The sequence below is a fragment of the Gracilibacillus dipsosauri genome, from assembly GCF_003176895.1.
Taxonomy (GTDB): domain Bacteria; phylum Bacillota; class Bacilli; order Bacillales; family Amphibacillaceae; genus Gracilibacillus; species Gracilibacillus dipsosauri.
In genome coordinates, this window is sequence record NZ_QGTD01000020.1 from 41,562 (window position 1) to 59,749 (window position 18,188).

General features: G+C 36.7%; 16 protein-coding genes and 1 pseudogene. 2 read left to right on the top strand and 15 right to left on the bottom strand.

Going from position 1 to position 18,188, the window contains the following annotated elements; translation table 11 throughout:
* Positions 1 to 29: 29 nt before the first annotated feature.
* The 6 genes from DLJ74_RS18195 to DLJ74_RS18220 form a co-directional block, all read right to left on the bottom strand.
* Entirely contained in the window at positions 30 to 1,397 is a 1,368-nt protein-coding gene (locus tag DLJ74_RS18195) for a dipeptidase (protein ID WP_109985538.1), read from the bottom strand.
* A 122-nt stretch (positions 1,398 to 1,519) separates the two neighbouring features.
* A complete protein-coding gene (locus DLJ74_RS18200) occupies positions 1,520 to 2,653 on the bottom strand; it encodes a bifunctional cystathionine gamma-lyase/homocysteine desulfhydrase (RefSeq protein ID WP_109985658.1) in 1,134 nt (377 codons plus the stop codon).
* A gap of 10 nt (positions 2,654 to 2,663) precedes the next feature.
* Positions 2,664 to 3,584 (bottom strand): PLP-dependent cysteine synthase family protein, encoded by a 921-nt coding sequence (locus DLJ74_RS18205; protein WP_109985539.1) that lies wholly within the window; start codon positions 3,582 to 3,584, stop codon positions 2,664 to 2,666.
* A gap of 12 nt (positions 3,585 to 3,596) precedes the next feature.
* On the bottom strand, positions 3,597 to 4,064 hold the full coding sequence (locus DLJ74_RS18210) for an S-ribosylhomocysteine lyase (RefSeq protein WP_054861363.1): 468 nt from the start codon (positions 4,062 to 4,064) through the stop codon (positions 3,597 to 3,599).
* A gap of 16 nt (positions 4,065 to 4,080) precedes the next feature.
* Positions 4,081 to 4,719 carry a class I SAM-dependent methyltransferase gene (locus DLJ74_RS18215; RefSeq protein ID WP_054788514.1) on the bottom strand — a complete coding sequence of 213 codons (639 nt, stop codon included), beginning with the start codon at positions 4,717 to 4,719 and terminating at the stop codon, positions 4,081 to 4,083.
* Between the two features lie 142 nt (positions 4,720 to 4,861).
* Positions 4,862 to 5,530, bottom strand: a complete 669-nt coding sequence (locus DLJ74_RS18220) for a YhcN/YlaJ family sporulation lipoprotein (protein WP_109985540.1) — start codon at positions 5,528 to 5,530, stop codon at positions 4,862 to 4,864.
* A 365-nt stretch (positions 5,531 to 5,895) separates the two neighbouring features.
* On the opposite strand from DLJ74_RS18220, the gene DLJ74_RS18225 reads away from it, so the two are divergent.
* Positions 5,896 to 6,123, top strand: a complete 228-nt coding sequence (locus DLJ74_RS18225) for a YhdB family protein (protein ID WP_109985659.1) — start codon at positions 5,896 to 5,898, stop codon at positions 6,121 to 6,123.
* 470 nt (positions 6,124 to 6,593) lie between these two features.
* On the opposite strand, the gene DLJ74_RS18230 is transcribed toward DLJ74_RS18225, so the two are convergent.
* The 4 genes from DLJ74_RS18230 to DLJ74_RS18245 all read right to left on the bottom strand — a co-directional run bounded on the left by DLJ74_RS18230 (position 6,594) and on the right by DLJ74_RS18245 (position 11,723).
* The gene (locus DLJ74_RS18230; RefSeq protein WP_109985541.1) at positions 6,594 to 7,772 is read right to left on the bottom strand and encodes an anti-sigma-I factor RsgI family protein; all 1,179 of its coding nucleotides are present in this window, start codon (positions 7,770 to 7,772) and stop codon (positions 6,594 to 6,596) included.
* Positions 7,769 to 8,500, bottom strand: coding sequence for an RNA polymerase sigma-I factor (sigI, locus tag DLJ74_RS18235; protein ID WP_109985542.1), 732 nt, complete (start codon positions 8,498 to 8,500; stop codon positions 7,769 to 7,771). Before sigI ends, DLJ74_RS18230 begins: the two co-directional genes overlap by 4 nt.
* 273 nt (positions 8,501 to 8,773) lie before the next feature.
* Positions 8,774 to 9,595: a S1C family serine protease gene (locus DLJ74_RS18240; protein ID WP_109985543.1), complete on the bottom strand. Its 822-nt coding sequence runs from the start codon at positions 9,593 to 9,595 to the stop codon at positions 8,774 to 8,776.
* A 163-nt stretch (positions 9,596 to 9,758) separates the two neighbouring features.
* A complete protein-coding gene (locus DLJ74_RS18245; protein WP_181397664.1) occupies positions 9,759 to 11,723 on the bottom strand; it encodes a S8 family peptidase in 1,965 nt (654 codons plus the stop codon).
* A 175-nt stretch (positions 11,724 to 11,898) separates the two neighbouring features.
* Between DLJ74_RS18245 and DLJ74_RS18250 the strand changes: the two genes are divergently transcribed.
* A complete protein-coding gene (locus DLJ74_RS18250) occupies positions 11,899 to 12,447 on the top strand; it encodes a beta-class carbonic anhydrase (protein WP_109985661.1) in 549 nt (182 codons plus the stop codon).
* A gap of 128 nt (positions 12,448 to 12,575) precedes the next feature.
* Here the strand turns inward: DLJ74_RS18250 and DLJ74_RS18255 are convergent, their stop codons facing one another.
* The 5 genes and pseudogenes from DLJ74_RS18255 to DLJ74_RS18275 form a co-directional block, all read right to left on the bottom strand.
* Positions 12,576 to 13,406 (bottom strand): aldo/keto reductase, encoded by an 831-nt coding sequence (locus tag DLJ74_RS18255; RefSeq protein ID WP_109985544.1) that lies wholly within the window; start codon positions 13,404 to 13,406, stop codon positions 12,576 to 12,578.
* A 132-nt stretch (positions 13,407 to 13,538) separates the two neighbouring features.
* Complete coding sequence (locus DLJ74_RS18260; RefSeq protein WP_109985545.1) at positions 13,539 to 14,612, bottom strand: undecaprenyldiphospho-muramoylpentapeptide beta-N-acetylglucosaminyltransferase; 1,074 nt, start codon at positions 14,610 to 14,612, stop codon at positions 13,539 to 13,541.
* A gap of 180 nt (positions 14,613 to 14,792) precedes the next feature.
* Positions 14,793 to 16,217, bottom strand: coding sequence for an aldehyde dehydrogenase family protein (locus DLJ74_RS18265; RefSeq protein WP_109985662.1), 1,425 nt, complete (start codon positions 16,215 to 16,217; stop codon positions 14,793 to 14,795).
* 54 nt (positions 16,218 to 16,271) lie between these two features.
* Positions 16,272 to 16,814 (bottom strand): annotated as a pseudogene (locus DLJ74_RS18270) (LOG family protein).
* A 97-nt stretch (positions 16,815 to 16,911) separates the two neighbouring features.
* Entirely contained in the window at positions 16,912 to 18,093 is a 1,182-nt protein-coding gene (locus tag DLJ74_RS18275) for a NupC/NupG family nucleoside CNT transporter (RefSeq protein WP_109985546.1), read from the bottom strand.
* Positions 18,094 to 18,188: the final 95 nt, after the last annotated feature.

Here is an 18,188-nt window from a genome sequence, read left to right on the forward strand (position 1 = left end):
ATTGTCAAGCTTTTCCTTTTTTGAAAATTTTATTGGCTTACTTTTCCCCAATATGTTGCGATGGTTTGCATCCCCTTCTCAAAATGATCTACAGGAAAGCTTTCATTTGGAGAATGCAAGCGATCTTCTGGTGTTCCAAACCCTAGTAATACAACAGGAATATGATAAATACTATCAAGCCATTCAACTACAGGAATAGAACCACCCATTCGAACATAAACTGCTTCTTTTCCAAACGTCTCCTCGAAGCTTTCTGCTGCCTTTTTCATTAATGGATGATTAGGATCGACTCGATATGCCTTTGCAGATAGAGGTTCTTTTTTTATTTCTGCTGTAACTCCTTCTGGTAGATGATTCTCTATATGCTTAATGAGTAAATCCTGAATTTCCTGAGGTTCTTGTCCTGGTACTAAACGACAAGTCAATTTAGCGGTTGCGGTTGCTGGAATAATAGTTTTCGTACCTTCTCCCTGATATCCACTATATAATCCATTGATCTCCAGTGTTGGTCGGGCCATTGTATGTTCTTTTGCCGTAAATCCTTTTTCAGAAACCGTTCCGCTTGCTCCAGTCGTTGTAGCATAATCTTCACTAGGCGCTTGCGCCATGAGTTCCCTTTCCTCTTCTGTTAATTCTTCTACTTGATCGTAAAATCCATTTACCAATACGACTTCCTCTAAGTTCTTCATTGATGCTAAGACATGAGCCATCGCCATCGCTGGATTCCTTATTGCTCCACCATACATACCGGAATGCAAATCACTATCAGGTCCTTTTATCGTAAACTCAAGACCCGTAAATCCTTTTAATCCATAAAGAATAGTCGGTTGATCATTGTCCACCATGCCAGAATCAGAAATAACAGCAAAATCTGCTTGGAACTGGTCTTTTTTTTCATTTAACCGTTCATAAAGGTTCGCACTTCCAATCTCTTCTTCCCCTTCAATGCAGATCTTTACATTGATAGGTAGCCTTTCTTTTGTTTGAAGATAGGCTTTAAATACTGCTAAATGCATAAAGACTTGCCCTTTATCATCACTTGCACCGCGAGCGTAAATTCTCCCATCTCTAATTTCTGGGGAAAATGGTTCACTTTTCCACTCATGAAGAGGCTCGGCAGGCTGTACATCATAATGACCATAGAACAAGACAGTTGGCGCATTATCACTTGCTTCTAACCATTCTGCATATACTAACGGATGTCCTTTTGTTTCTTGAATCTCCACTTGATTAAATCCTGCTTCTTTTAAATAGCCTGCAACAAATGTTGCTGCATCCTTCACATCTTTTTTATATGTCGAATCTGTACTTACACTTGGAATTTTTAAGAACTTTAATAATTGATCGAGATTTTCTTGTTGATGTTCATTCAAATACTTGATGACTTGTTCATCCAATCTACTCAATCCTTTCCTTTTCTATCCATTTCATAGTGTAACACGGATGATACAGAACATTCATGTTTTTTGCACTATAAAATAGCAAAAAACCATCCTTCCTAAGAAGAATGGTTCTTAAACTATACTAAAGCTTGAGATAAATCCTCGATTAGATCTTCGATATCCTCTATTCCAATGGACAAACGGATTAAACCGTCTGTGATACCTAGTTCCTCTCGTCGATCTTTCGGAATAGATGCATGGGTCATTCTAGCTGGTATCGAAATTAAGCTTTCCACTGCACCTAGACTTTCGGCTAAGGTAAAATATTTTACTTTACTTAAGACTTGATCAGCTTTTTCACTACTTCCTACATCAAATGCAATCATACCACCGTATCCAGCTGCCTGTTTACTTGCAAGTACATGGCCATGATGCTGCTTAAGACCTGGATAATATACTTTCGTAACATTCTCGTGCTGATCTAAGAAAGTAGCGATTTTATTAGCATTTTTCTCAATAGCTTCCATACGTAGTCCTAAGGTTTTGATTCCACGTAGTAATAACCAAGAATCCTGCGGTCCTAATATTGCTCCAGCAGAGTTTTGGATGAAATGAATCCTCTCTGCTAGTTGATCATCCTGGACAACCACTAAACCTGCCACAACATCACTATGTCCCCCAATGTATTTTGTTGCACTATGAAGAACAATGTCTGCTCCAAAGTCAAGTGGTAATTGAATGTAAGGTGTGGCAAAGGTATTATCTACCACAAGAAGTAAATCATGCTTCTCTGCCAATTGCTTCATTTTATTTAAATCAGTGACTTTTAATAAAGGATTTGTTGGTGTTTCTATATAGAGAATTTTTGTGTTCGGTTGAATTGCCTTTTCCACTGCATTTGGATCACTTGTATCCACGAAGCTATGGGTTAAATTCATATGGTTTAACACTTTTGTTGTTAATCGGTAGGTTCCCCCGTAAACATCATCCGTTAAGACAACATGATCCCCAGCCTTTAGCAGCATCATAACCGCATTAATTGCTGCCATTCCTGATGCAAACGCAAAGCCATGAGTACCATTTTCTAGTTCAGCTATAACCGTTTCAAGAGCGTGTCTTGTCGGATTTCCCGTTCTTGAATATTCATACCCCGTATGCTTTCCTGCTTCAGGTTGCTTGTACGTACTCACTTGGTAAATAGGGACAGAAACTGCACCCGTCCTTTCATCTCCGGTTATACCACCATGAACCATTTTCGTTTTTCTTCTCATTTTCTCCACCTCAATCAAATGAATAGATCTCTTTACTTAGATAACGTTCACTACTATCTGGGAAAATGGTGACAATATTACTGCCTTTTCTCGCGTTTTGAGCTTCTGTTAATGCTGCACACATTGCTGAACCAGAGGAGCTACCTACAAGCAACCCTTCCTTCAACGCCAGTTTCTTTACCATTTTAAATGCATCATCATCATTTATAGTATAAATTTGATCAAAATAAGAACGATCCATATATTCGGGGAGGAATTCCATCCCTATCCCTTCCGTTTTGTGGGGGCCTGGCTTCCCGTTAGCAATAACTGATCCTTCAGGCTCAACAATTACGGTCTTAATATTAGGGTCTTTGTCCTTAAAATATCGCGCAGAACCCATAAAAGTTCCACCAGTACCTGCGCCGGCTACAAAAACGGAAATATTCCCATCTAACTCTTGATAAATTTCTGGTGCGATTGATTTGTAATAAGTGTCTGGGTTCGCTGGATTAGCAAATTGCTGAACAGTATAACTATTCGGAATCTCCTTTAATAGCTGATTCGTTTTCTCGATTGCACCTTGCATACCCTTTGCTTTAGGTGTATGCACAATTTCTGCCCCTAAAGCTCGCATAAGCAATTGTTTTTCTTGGCTAAAATGCTCCGGTACACAAAATATAATGTGAAAACCTTTATTTACAGCAGCTAAAGCAATACCAATACCTGTATTACCAGCGGTCGGTTCAATAATCGTTCCACCTTGCTTTAATTCCCCAGACCTAATAGCTTGATTTATCAAATACAAGCCTAATCGATCTTTTATGCTACCACCAGGGTTAAAAAACTCTAATTTCGCAAAAAGTCTCACATCATCTGGGAGATCAAAGTTGGTGATTTCTAATAATGGTGTGTTTCCAATCAATTGCTGTATATTCCTATAAAGTGTCAACGTTAATCCCTCTTATTCAGCAAAAACAATATGCCATTCATCTTTACCTTCTAACATTTTTTTGGCGATGTCCTTCGCACCTTCTAGGCTATGATTAGCAGCCCAACCACATTGAACTTCATTACATGCTGGAACTTCTGTAGCATTTAGCACATCATGTAATGTTTTTTCTAATGCATCAACTACATCATCAAAGTTATCATTGTTAAGAATAGATAAATAAAATCCTGTTTGACATCCCATTGGACTAATATCTAATACATTATCAATATGGTTACGTATATTCTCAGCCATTAAATGCTCAATAGAGTGTAGTCCTGCCATTTCCATGTGGTCTTTATTTGGTTGACGGAAACGAATATCATATTTGTATACTTTATCACCATTTTGACCGGTAGTGACTCCGACAAGTCTCACATATGGCGCCTTTACTTTTGTATGATCTAGATTAAAGCTTTCTACATTCATTTTTTTAACCAAGTTAAACACTCCTTTTTCATTGTTTTCTTGCCATAATTAACCAAACATATTTGTTACACTGCTTTGCCTCGAATTGAAATCCATTTTGTGTAAATAGGACCTTTAAATCTTGAAGAAAAGGATAATATTCTGTTTGTAAATCATGTAATAAGTCCGTATATTCATTTGCTTCTGCTTCCTGATGAAGTTTTTGCTTCGCTGCTTGATTCTTATATACCGTATCAGCAAATACTATACGACCATTGTCTGCCAGTATTTCATAGAACTGTGTGATTGCCTTATTCTTTTCTTCATCTGTTAAATGATGAAAGGCATAGGTACTCACGATCGTATTGATTTCAACAGCTGGTTTATGATATTGAAGAAAATCTCCGTCTTTAATATCTAATTGTGGAAATTTCTTTTGAGCAAGCTCTCTCATTGGATCTGAAGGCTCAATGCCAAACACGGTGTGGCCTTTTGCGATGAGCTTTGCCGAAAGGTTCCCTGTCCCAACCCCAAATTCTAATACATTCCCTACCGTGAGCTTTGCCACTTCATTTAGTATTGTATCATATCCTTCGAATACATCTCTATATTGAGGGTCATTTCCAGTCACTGCATCATCATAGGAAGACGCCCATTCTTCAAATACATCCAAAAATTCTCTCCCCACTTTAAACCCTCCGTCAATATTATTTAATTCATACTATTTTACTCTGTTTTATCAGAATTGTTACCACTATATCATAAATAAGTAGAATATGCAAAAAAAGAACAGGTATCCATGTTCGGTACCTGTCCTTTTATATAAATAATTAAGAAGCTTCTTCTTGCTCAGGAAAAACTCGATTTAACATATTTCCAATTCGATTAAAAAAGCCTTCCACTGGCTCGCCAGCATCTAAATCTTGTGCATAACGATCAGCTAAATCGAAGAAGTCTGGATTTGTAGTAACATACACATTATCGATATCTTTATTAACAGATTTCACAATATCGGTAATCTGTTTTCGGACCTTATCACTAATTTCGTTCCCTGTTTCACTTGTATCATTTCCATCTTTGTTCCAAGATGCAGCAACATAAGCATTGTTTTCAGTCGTTAATACATATACGCGATTAATTTCTGGAAGTTCTTCCTTAATACGATCCTGTGCTTTTTCTGCGACTTCATAATTGTCGGACTCTTGATTAGTATTTTGGTTATTGTTATTCGTCCCATTATTACCATTATAGCCAGGGTTTTGATTATTCATAAAGCTACCTGGATCTCGACCTTCTTGGTTTTGATATTGATCATTTGGTCCATGACCTCTGTTTATATCTCTATCGTTCATTGGATCATCAGAGGTCTGATTATATCCAATTGGCCTAGTATTATTATTTACATCATTATTACCTTGTCCGTAATCATTATTACCACAAGCGGCTAAAGAAATTGTCGTAGCACATGTGATGGCTAGAGCAGTTCTTTTCCAATTCATGACATTCCCTCCTTTTCATCAGAATTATCATTATTATTTGTTGAAAAATAAAGGTTTATCCTTGTATTCCATATAAAAATCTTGGAAAATCCACCATAAAAACTGATGGTTTCACAACCTAGAAGTCGTGCATACTATGTATAAAGCGAGACTTTCCAACGGTTTGGGCATGTCGGACCTGCCATGATCACGACGATGAGGTGTTTTCCTTCCATTCATCCTCTACTGTTGGTTAGCAAAAATTCACATGAATAATTATCGCCTATATTAACTCTTAATTTTGGATTATTGGGCGGTATGGAAATGATAAAACGAAGAATCCCCTCCACTAGATGAAATAAAAAGGTAAGAAAGGGGAATGAATGGTGCAAAATATAGACTATGACAAAGCTTTATACTTTACTTTATGGGGGCATTGGGACGATTTGTTAGTCTTAATGGTTCGAACAAATGATGATTTACTTGCAAAAAAAATTGAACAATTTCTCCACGCCTATCATTACCCTATTTCAAGGGAATGGTTATCGATGACACATGAAGAATTGTTACACTATATAGATCATGCCTTACTAAGCCAAATGACGGTAAAGTGAGACTTCCATCAAGGGGGTGATTTTTCCCCCTTGATGGTTAGCGAAACTTACCAGGATGTTTAGCGACCGTTTCCTCCTTAACTTCCTTGAGCTTCTCCATTTTTAAGGAGATGGTTAGCGAAACTTACCAGGATGTTTAGCGACCGTTTCCTCCTTAACTTCCTTGAGCTTCTCCATTTTTAAGGAGGATTACGGACGCTTTACGCTGTGGTAAAGTGAGACTTCCATAAAGGGGGTGATTTTCCCCCCTTTATGGTTAGCGAAACTTACCAGGATGTTTAGCGACCGTTTCCTCCTTAACTTCCTTGAGCTTCTCCATTTTTAAGGAGGATTACGGACGCTTTACGCTGTAATTAAAAGAAAGTGGCCACTAATTTGGTCACTTTCTATTTCTCATACATATAAAATTAAATTATGATGACATGACTGAAAACCATTCACAATCTGAACGGTTATGGAACAAATAAAGATTATGGATATGCCCTTCTCGAATTAGGAGCAGCGTTTGATTTTCCATTCTTTGCATTATGATTAGCTTTGGAATTAAATTTTTTTTCTTGTTTCTTCTTGTTGACATTGGGTCGACTTTCTTGTTTCTTTTGATTAGCTTTTTGCTTCTTATGGTTGTCTTTACTTTGACTGATCTGTTTAGTATAGCTATTGTTTTGGTTCACACGGCTTTTTTCCTTCGCATGCTCAGGTATTCGTTCGTTTATTGTATCTTTAACTTTGTTTTGGCTCATTGCAAGACCAGGCTTCTGGGAGTTCTGCCCCTTTATTGCGTTATTTTCCCTTGCTTGATCATTAGCTTGTGGAGGTAACAGAGTGGCAACAGAATCGTTTGTTTCTTTACTTTTTTCGCTTTCAACAGGTACAGGATCGCTATCGTCTTCGTCTTCCTCTAGATGATCTTGGTAAAAATTATGAATAAGTTCTTCTTCTTCTTCATCCAAATCAGGAAGTGACTCCTCATTCTCCTCTACCGAAGATGTCGAAATAGCCGTTGCCTCTTTCTCTAGTTCCTGTGCCGCAACCTCATTCATTGACTTTTGTTCTTTTTGAGCCTCGTTTCTAATTGCTTCCTTTACCTCATATATCGCCATCTCATGTTGATTCTCCCCATAATACTGATTAAGTTCATCCATCATATTCTTCTCATTTTTTTGATGAAGATAACTAATCGCCATTAAAACAGGAGAATCATTGGAAAGTTCAAAAGTATTTTGGGATAATTCAATAATTTTTTCAGATACTATAAAAAATGATTTGTTTTGCCAATTAATTTGACTAACAACCTGCTTTGCATCTTCATTTAGCGCCTCTAATTTCAAAACTTGAAAGTTTTGGTCAATCGACACATTGATACTTGGATTAATATCAATGCTTACTACTGCGTATACGTCTTCCTTCGAAACCCATAAATATATAGGACTTAAAAGTAAAACACATATAATGGCCATTGTAGCGATTTTGAACGGTACTCCTCTAAATAGTGGCAATATATGATCCCATATGTAGGATTTAGATTTAAATTGGATTTCCATCCCAATTTCTTCCTTTTGTAATGGCCTAACCTTGTGGAACAATCCTTGCCTGTCCATGACAATGGAATACCTTTTTTTATGTTCCACAATAATACCTTTTTTCACGGATCTACCCCCTCAAGGTATTCTCTCAAGTAAACGAAATCACCAGTTAAGATGATAAAAATAGTCAGAATATATTTTCTGTTTCTTTCTAGTGTTTTCTTACTTACTGGAACTTCCTTTAGTAATTTTTTTATTGGAACCCTTTTCTTAGTCAATACATATTCCCTTAAGGCTTCTTTTTTCGCTAGAATATTCGCAGCAAACATTGCTGATTCCCTTGCATCCTGGTGTTTCGGTGAAATAAGCGTTAATTCTTGAAACGTTATTTTATATGCTTTTAATTGCCTCGTTAATTCTAGTATTTCCTGTTGTCGGTTCCATGCATCCATCTTTAATTGATGAATACGTGTTGCTTCTTTAATCTCTTGAGGTGTCTGATTAAATTCTGTTTCCTCCATGTTTTCAAGGGATGGAACAATATACTGCCTTTTTTCTTTTCTTATATAATCAATTACTTTTCGCTTAATAATCACCTGCGAAAAAGCGAGAAAAGACGTTCCTTTTTCTCTTGAATACATATTCATAGCATCATGGAAGGCAATCATACCGATACTGAATTCATCATCACTCGATTGTTCAATATACCTTTTACATACTTCGGATACACATTTCGCGATAAAAGGCTGATATGCTTTAATTATATCATTCTTTAGCTGCTCATCACCTCTTTGTATCATTTCGATCTGATCTTCTAATGTTATTTCATTTGCTAACTGGTTCTCTAGCATTGTAGATCACCACCAGCATTTATAATTTTCGCTATATTTATATTATTTTTGGCTGTATTATCCATAATATTTTTGAGAATGTTATCTAGTTGTTTATATTGTAACAATTTTCATTCACCAACTTTTAATAAAAACTTTACACTGTTCTAGTTTAATTGATAACAAAGTTACAGTGCTACCATGCTTTCATTACAAATCATTAAATTTCATTTTCAAAACCTAGTATAAAAGTCACGTTGCGGTAAAACACTCGATATCTTTATGAAAATTTACCTACCTAACCGGTAATTGGTTGTTAATTTCTTCTATTGGAATTGCTAGACCTACTTTACTATACTGTTCGTGATTTATCGTTGCGAATACGACACCTATTACTTCTCCTGCTTGGTTTAATACTGGACTACCACTATTTCCTCTATACACAGGGGCATTTAACATATACACAGGGGTATTCCAATCTGTTAGTTGTGTTGTCCCAATAATTTGGCCCTTATTGGCAATTCCATTAAAACGTAGTGGATTTCCGATAAATAAGACATTCTGATAATCTTTTTCTGTCACTTTATCCGCTAAACGAAGAAATGGTAGCTTCTCCCCGTCTATTTTCAATAAAGCAATATCTATTTCTGGTAAAGCCTTGACTACTTCTGCATGATAAAGCCCTTGTTTTTCAAAAGCTACAGTTATAGTCGGCTGTGATTCTATGACATGATAATTCGTTAAGATATACCCATTTTCAGAAATAGCAAAACCTGTTCCCTTGTTGTTTTCTCCTTCGATAACAACAACTGCTTCGCGATATTGGTTCACTTGGTCGTCTTGCATTAATATAGTGGAGGTTCTAATAAAATCAATGGCGGGTATGGAGAAGGTCTGTGGAAAAATAGCGATAACCTGGATAAACATGGCGATAACAATAGACATTAATGCCCATTTTGGAATATGAAGTGTTCTTTTCTTTTTTTCGTTTTGCTCTTCTTTTTCTAATAATTGTCGTCGTTCTTCTTCTAATAATTCGAGCATTTCTTCGGCACTCAGTTCTTCATACAAATCCTCATCTATGATATCCCATTCCTTGTCATCCGAATTTCGCATTACATCACCCACCTTACACAACATACTTAGAATAGATTATAACACTTTTCACAGGAATAGTGGGAATTAGGATTTTTGGTAAATGCTTCTTTATTAAATGTTTAATACAGAAAAATCCGATCGATAATTCGACCGGATTCGTTTCTATACTTTTGTTATTCATTTACAGAGTTCTTTTCTTCCTTCGTATGAGAACCAACCCAACCAAGAGAAGGGCGAGTCCTGCTAAAATAAAATTACCAAAGAAGCTGGAGGTGTCTGGTAATTCGTTCATTTGGCTCTCTTTATTGTCTGCAATATTTCGTTCTCTTTCACTTTTTACAACGTCAGCGTCATTTTCAGGCTGGTTGGAAGTAGGTTCTGCATTTGCTGATTCCTCTTCTTTATTGTTTACTATTGGTTCTACTGTTTGATTGTCTTCCTTCATTTCTTCCGGCAGAATAGTTACCTTTATTAGATGCTCAGAGGAATTACCTTCATCATCTGTTGCTTGATAAAGGAATTGGTATTCTCCTGGTTTTTTGGTGGAAAAGGCATTCTTCTCTATTGTTTCTCCATCACTATTTTTAATGGTTAATAATAACTCAACATTTTCATCTATATTATCTACTGCTTGTACCTCTGGAAAAGTGAATTTATCTCCGTAAGCGATGGTTATGTGGTCCTCCTCCACGCCAGTGATCATCGGAGCCTCCGTATCTTCCTTGACGATAATATTTAGGACAAGTCGATCCGTATTTTTTACAGAATCAACAGCAGTAGCTTGAAGTGTATATTCTCCTATAGCTAGGGATTTGGAGAATTCCTCCCACGCAATTTCTTCCCCTGTCGCATTGTTTGTTAGTACATTCTCAACCGGAACCTTTTCATCAAAATCATCTGTTGCCGTTATCTCAGGAAAATCAAAGGGCTCGCCAACTGGTATTGTTAACGTATCCTTTTCCCCCTCATATGCAATCACTGGTGGTTTATCAGAGTAATGTACAAGTCCAAAACCGTATTCAGAATCACGACCTTGTGGCCCTAAGTCATTGGCGAGATTTTGTGCTAATTCTCTTAATTCAGTTGCCGAATGATTAGGCAATTTTTGTTTCAGAATCGCAAGGATTCCAGTTACATGTGGTGTTGCTTGGGAAGTACCACTGTTTTGGGTATAGCTATTTTCCGTAGACAAACTAGTAATATTAACCCCAGGTGCTGTTAGTTCATTTTCTGAACCTGTTGCAGAAAAGCTTGCAATACTTTGATCACTTTCCACTGCTGAAACTGCAATCACCTCTTCAAAGGCAGCAGGATACTCTACAGCTCCACCATTATTTCCACTTGCAGCAACTAGTAGGATTCCTTCCTCATAAGCTTTTACTATCGCCTCATGAACAGCTTCATCCTCTGTTGGTGTTCCTAAGCTCATATTGATAATATCAACCTCTTTTTCAATCGCCCAACTAATCGCTTGAATTAAATCAATCGAGTTACCTTTTATTTTTCCTTTTGTTTCATCGTATTCAAATACTTTTGCACCATAAAGATCTGCATCTGGTGCTACTCCATAAGTACTTGACCCGATAATTCCTGCCACATGTGTGCCGTGTCCCTCGTAATCAACATCATATTCCTCTGTGTTACTATTCTCTTCCTCATTCTCGTTAATGGCTGAAAAGCCCTCTTTTATTTGATAATCGTCATGCTTAGCAAAGCCTGTATCTAGTATAGCGATTTTCACATTATCACCAGTAAGCTTATGCCTATGTGCATCATCTGCCCCAATCATTTCTAAGTTTGTCTCATTTATCGTAGCTTGAGGATTTTCTTCCGCAATATCTATCGTATAATTTTGATTGATGGAAACAGACTTTACATTTGGGTCTTTTTTAAATTTTTCCATTTCTGTAGTTGGCACTGTGACTATTTTCATCGATAAATTATGGAGGTTACGCTCATTTTCATATTTCTCCACATGATAGTTTTTTGATAGTTCTTTATTATTAGGTACACCATCATTATATGTAACAATAATATCGATCATTTCTTCTTCTGTTTGTGCACTCGTCATAGGTATAAATAAATGAAAGAAAGCGAAAGCGAAAACGGACATTACGACCATTCTATACCAATTTACATGTTTCAAAATTTCCTCTCCTCTTCTGTGCAGGATCATTTGCCTACTGATATCTCTTTTAATATTAAAGTTTAATAGACAATTCGTCAATTTTCATAGAGTAATAGTTTGACGATTAGAAACAGGTTTGAAACCTGCCGAAAATTGTATTATGATATTTATGTATAGAAAAAAGGAGATGGACATCATGTTATTAGATGAAATTCTTTCATTCAACGAGAAGTTTGTAGTAGACAAAAAATATGAGGCTTACGCTACAGACAAGTTTCCGAATAAGCGTGCCGTTATATTTACTTGCATGGATACGAGACTCGTTGAACTTTTACCAAAAGCATTAAACCTAAAAAATGGTGATGTCAAAATGGTCAAAAATGCTGGGGCAATTTTAGATGATCCTTATGATAGTACAATGAAAAGTATATTAGTGGCCATTCATGCACTTCAAGCAGACGAAGTATTTGTCATTGCTCACCACGGCTGTGGTATGACGAACTTCGATTCAGATGCTTTTCTTGAATTAACGAAGGATAGAGGAATTGAACAATCGGCCATTGATCAACTAAAAGTAGATCCAAATGAATGGTTGGTTGGCTTTGAGGATCCAGCGGCATCTGTCAAGAAATCGGTTGAAATTATTGAAAACCATCCATTATTGCCAGAGGATGTACCAGTACATGGTCTAGTAATCGACCCAGCAACAGGTAAACTTGATTTAGTGAAAAAAGGATATTAATGAAAAGCAACATGCGCCGGGATTATTCTAGGTGTTTTGTATGAACGAAAAAGAAGTCCAAAATGAATCCATTTTAAAATGGGTCACTTTGGACTTTTTTTTAGAATAGCTTAGCCTAAAAATCTGTTCTAAACACCATAATCAAATTTGTCAGGATGTTTACCGATTCTATTCCCGATATCCATTTCTGCGATTTTATCCATATCGTCTTGTGATAATGTAAAATCGAAAATGTCCACATTTTCTTCTTGACGATTTTTATGAACAGATTTTGGTATCGTGATGATCTTACTCTGATACTGCCAACGCACAATTATTTGGGCAGGTGTTTTCCCATGCTTTTTCGCTAACTCTTGAAGAGTAGGGTGATCAAAATACTGTGCTTTTCCAAGAGGTGCCCATGCCTCTATTAACATGTCATGTGCATGACAAAAGTCTCTTGTCTCCTTTTGTTGAAGCTGTGGATGTAATTCAACTTGATTTACAACAGGTTTAATTTCAGCTTCTTTCAACATATCCTCTAGATGATGTGGTAAGAAATTACTCACTCCAATCGCTTTTGCTTTGCCATCACGATATAATTCTTCTAGCGCCTTCCATGTCTCCGTAAATTTACCTGGTACGGGCCAGTGAATTAGATAGAGATCAACATAATCCATCTGCAATCGTTTTAAGCTGTTTGCCATTGCCTGTTTTGTGTTCTCATAACCTTGTTCATCATTCCAAACCTTTGTTGTGACAAAAATCTCATTTCTTGATATACCACTATCCTTAATGGCTTTCCCTACATCCTCTTCATTTGCATAAAGCGAAGCAGTATCAATATGACGATAGCCAATTTCAAGTGCAGAGCGAACCGCCTGATATACCTCCTCACCTGGCTCTGCCTTATAAACACCTAATCCGATGGCTGGAATTTCTGTACCATTATTTAATACTAATGTGTCTGTCAAACCCATCTATAAAACGCCTCCTTTTATTTTATAAAAAAACTTAGTTCTCTTCTTATTAGCAATTCTTTGCCGTCTGTTATAGGTTTAGCACTCTTTAAACTTAAATTAGAATTGCGGTAACACTGATTGCTTTTTTACTTATGATTTTGCTTGTTCTAAGATGATATCCATCACCTTCTGTTTTGCTTCACTCACCTTATATTCGTTCATCTTATCTTTTATATCGTATTTTTGTTGCCTTAAGTCTTTTAATGATTGAATTAATGTGGATTTCGTCACATTCTCTTCCTCTAAGACTTTGGCATATCCTTGCTTCGCAAATGATTGTGCATTAACAATTTGATCGCCCCTACTTGCTTGTAATGATAATGGAATCAAAAGCATCGGTTTATGTAATGCCAAAAATTCAAAAATAGCATTAGCACCAGCTCTAGAGCACACAAGATCCGTAATAGCTAAGAAGTCCTTTAGTTCGCCTTGTACATATTCGTATTGTACATAGCCCATTCGATTAATAGAATCATCGACCAAACCTTTGCCACAAATATGAATAATGTGAAAATCAGAAAGTAGTTCATCTAAGCCTTCCCGGATGGCATCATTTATCTTTTTCGATCCAGCACTTCCACCCATTATCAGCAATACATTCTTACGGCTATCCAGTCCAGTTAACTCATAACCTTTTTTCCGATTACCATTAAATAGCTCCTCACGTACTACTGCACCTATCCATTCCGCTTTTTTCTCGGGTAAATATTTCATCGTTTCAGGAAAAGTCGCCAAAATCTTTTTAGCAAATGGCATTGCTAACTTATTTGCAAGCCCCGGTGTATAATCTGATTCGTGAATCACTGCAGGTATTCCTCTCATTTTTGCTGCAACTAATACTGGTACAGAGACAAAACCACCCTTGGAGAAAATCACGGCAGGCTTCTTTTTCCCAATAATGCGATAAGCTTGTAAAGTCCCTTTTAACACTTTAAACGGATCCTTGAAATTTTCCTTTGAAAAATATCTTCGCAGCTTTCCAGTAGAGATCGGATGATAAGTTACTCCTTCTATTGTTGCAATTAACTCTTTTTCTATTCCAGTTTTTGAACCAATATAGTCCACATCCCACCCATCTTTAATAAACTCAGGGATAATGGCCATATTAACCATGACATGCCCAGCTGTTCCTCCACCTGTAAATATTATTTGTTTCCTATTCATTAGAGTTTCTTCCTCTCCTATCTTCACCATTCTGTTACATTTATGTATATAAAATAATGCTTTTTATAATAAACGAAGCTATTAATGATTATACTTATACTTATTCTAATCACGCAAGTAAGTATGTATGGGAGAACTGTAAAAACCTGCTCCAAATGATGGAAACAGGTTTCACTTTAATTATTTTCTCAAATTCATTACAATCAAACGTTCTTCTGTCATCTCTTCTATGGAGTATTTTGGTCCTTCCTTTCCGTTTCCACTATCCTTTACTCCACCATATGGCATTAAATCAACACGATATTGGGAACCATCGTTTATCATAAAACCGCCAACCTCTACATTTTTAGCTGCATAAAACGCTGTGTCAAGGTTTTGCGTGAAAATTCCGCCTTGTAAGCCATAATCTGATTGGTTTACTTCACGAATACATGCATCAAGATCATGGAATGGAATCACACTTGCGACAGGCGCAAAAATCTCTTCACACACTACCCTAAATTGAGGCTGCACATTCGTAAGAATGGTAGGCTTTAATAAAGCCCCCTCTCTTTCCCCACCAATAGCAATTCTTGCTCCTTTTTCTACTGCTTCTTGAATCCATTTCTCTGCTCGCTCTGCTTCTTTTACATCAATCATTGGACCGACATCTGTCTCGGGATCATTAGGATCTCCAACCTGTAATTGGTTAATCTCAGAGATCAATTTCTCTAAAAAAATGTCTTTAATCGTTTCATGCACATAAATTCTTTGTACTGAAATACACACTTGTCCAGCAAAGGCAAAGCTTTGACCAGCTAGTGTCTTAGCCGCATGATTAAGGTCTGCCTCTTTATCGATAATTACTGGCGAATTATTGCCTAATTCTAAAATGAGCCGATTAAGACCAGTTTCTTGTTTTAATTGAAGTCCCACTTTTGCACTTCCGGTAAATGTATAGAGTGCAATCCTTTCGTCATCCATCATTAATTTTCCAACAGTAGAACCAGAACCTACCAAGACTTGTAAAAGTCCAGCTGGAAGTCCTGCCTCTTCAAGAATTTTTGCAAGCTTCAAGGCGGATATAGGTGTTTTACTTGCCGGCTTTAATACAACAGCATTTCCTGCTGCAAGTGCCGGGGCAATCTTATGAGCTACTAAATTTAATGGGAAATTAAAGGGGCTGATGGCGCCAATTACACCTACAGGTACCTTTATAGTAAAAGCAAGTCGATTCTCTGAACCTGGTGCTGCCTCTACAGGCACTCCTTCACCATGAATTCTTTTGGCTTCCTCTGCGGCTATTAAAAAGGTTTGAGCTGATCTATCAATTTCACTACGCGCCTGCTTTAATGGCTTACCAGCTTCTAAAACAATCGTTTTGGCTAAATCCTCCTTATTTGCGAGCAATAATTCTGAACTCTTTTGCAAGATTTTATACCGATCATATGGAGATAGATTTTTTGTTTCGAATGCCTCCAATGCACTAGAAATTGCCAGATCCACATCGTTTTCAGATGCTTTTGATACTTTTGCAAATGGTTTCTGTGAATACTTATCCAGTACTTCTAATGTATCTTCTGTATTGATCCATTTTCCGTCTATGTACAATCCATATTTATCCATCATCTGACACCTCTTTTTTATTGATTACTAAGGTTATTCCACGTATCCATCCTTTCAAACATGCTTGATAAACCTATCTATTAAAAAAGCCGGCTCATCTTCTAACATCGCTAAGGATCGAAATTCCTCTTTCATAAATCCTTCTGATACCATATGATCTAACCATTTTGCCAATGGTTGGTAATATTGTTGTATATTTAACATACCAATTGGTTTTTGATGGATACCAATTTGAGCCCATGTAAAAATTTCAAATAATTCCTCTAAGGTTCCAGGACCACCAGGTAACGCAATGAATCCATCTGCTAATTCTGCCATTTTTGCCTTTCGCTCATGCATGGACTCAACAGTAATTAGCTCTGTTAAATTCTGATGAGCTACCTCCTGTTCAACAAAAAAATTAGGGATCACACCAATCACTTTACCGCCTGTATCTAGGACTGCATCGGCAACAGACCCCATTAATCCTGTACTTTAGCCTCCATAAATTAAGGTAATATTTCGTTTTGCCAATTCCTTCCCAAGCTCACGTGCCCCCTCTTCATAAGCTAAAGACTTACCTTTTCTCGAGCCACAATAAACCGCAATATGCTTCATCCTACCATCACTTCCTTTACTAGCTATAATCCTATTTAAAAAGCACAAATGTTTAGTAAACATTTGTGCTTTTTTAGTATATGTCAAGCTATTAATTTTATAAAAATAATCCAGCAATTGTTGCAGATAGAATGGAACCTAACGTTGCCCCGATCAATAGTTTGAAACCAAACTTCGATACGGCTGCTCCTTTTTCACTATCAATTCCTTGTACGGTACCTGCAATAATACCAATAGAAGAGAAGTTAGCAAAACTTGTAAGGAAGACAGTAACAATTCCTACAGTTTTTTCAGAGAATGTATCTACTGATGGCTGTAGCTGAAGCATTGCAACAAATTCGTTTGTAATAATTTTTGTTCCCATAATACTTCCTGCTTCGATTACTTCATTTGGAGAGATCCCCATTAATATGCCGATTGGAGCTAAGATATAACCTAATATTTGCTCTAAAGTAATGTCATTAAAAATAAATTGAATTACCCAGTTCACCGCTTCTAGTGATGCAATAAAAGCTATCAGCATTGCAGCTACGATTAAGGCTATTTTCCCACCATCTAATGCACCATTTCCCATTGCTTCAAAAAGGCTTTTTGATTCTGAAACATTCTTTACATCGATCTCATCATCATGATCCCCTACCTTAACAGGTGCAATAATGGATGCAATGATAAGGGCACTAAACATGTTTAAGGGAATGGCAACAAGAACATATTCAGCTGGAAGCATTTGCATATAGGATCCTATGATCGATGCAGAAACAGATCCCATTGCCGATGCACTTACAATATATAGGCGATTATTATTCAATTTTGAAAATTGAGATTTTACCGCAAGCAATGCTTCTGATTGACCAAAAAACATACTATTTACCGCATTGAATGATTCCACCTTTGGAAGCCCAGTAACTTTGGAAATGAGTCCCCCAAAATATTTAATAATAATTGGCAAAATTCGTAGGTAAGTAAGCACAGATAACAATGTGGCAAAGAAGATAATAATTAATAGAACATTAAAGAAGAAAACCCCTTCTCCCTCAATTCCTCCAACAACAAAATTAACCCCTTCTGTTCCAAATTCAATCAACTTGTTGAATACACTGGAAATCCAGTTAATAATAGCTGCACCAATGGATGTCATAAACATAAACCATGTAGTAACTAGCTGTGCGATTAACATAATGACAATTGCACGATAATTAATGTTTTTCCTGTCATTACTCATTGCATAAGCAATCGCTAACACTAAAATAATAGCAATAATACCTAATAAAATTCCCAATTATAGCTCCTCCTTTTCTCTTTCTTCTAATCTTTCCCTTTATATTGTATGGATAACCATATCACAAGAAAAATGGACTTAAATCTGATCATTTT

Bases quoted from the DNA above. Each gene is read 5' to 3' on its own strand.
- DLJ74_RS18200 (WP_109985658.1), bottom strand. From the start codon at position 2,653: ATGAGAAGAAAAACGAAAATGGTTCATGGTGGTATAACCGGAGATGAA.
- DLJ74_RS18220 (WP_109985540.1), bottom strand. From the start codon at position 5,530: ATGAATTGGAAAAGAACTGCTCTAGCCATCACATGTGCTACGACAATT.
- sigI (WP_109985542.1), bottom strand. From the start codon at position 8,500: ATGCTAGAGAACCAGTTAGCAAATGAAATAACATTAGAAGATCAGATC.
- DLJ74_RS18240 (WP_109985543.1), bottom strand. From the start codon at position 9,595: ATGCGAAATTCGGATGACAAGGAATGGGATATCATAGATGAGGATTTG.
- DLJ74_RS18255 (WP_109985544.1), bottom strand. From the start codon at position 13,406: ATGGGTTTGACAGACACATTAGTATTAAATAATGGTACAGAAATTCCA.
- DLJ74_RS18260 (WP_109985545.1), bottom strand. From the start codon at position 14,612: ATGAATAGGAAACAAATAATATTTACAGGTGGAGGAACAGCTGGGCAT.
- DLJ74_RS18265 (WP_109985662.1), bottom strand. From the start codon at position 16,217: ATGGATAAATATGGATTGTACATAGACGGAAAATGGATCAATACAGAA.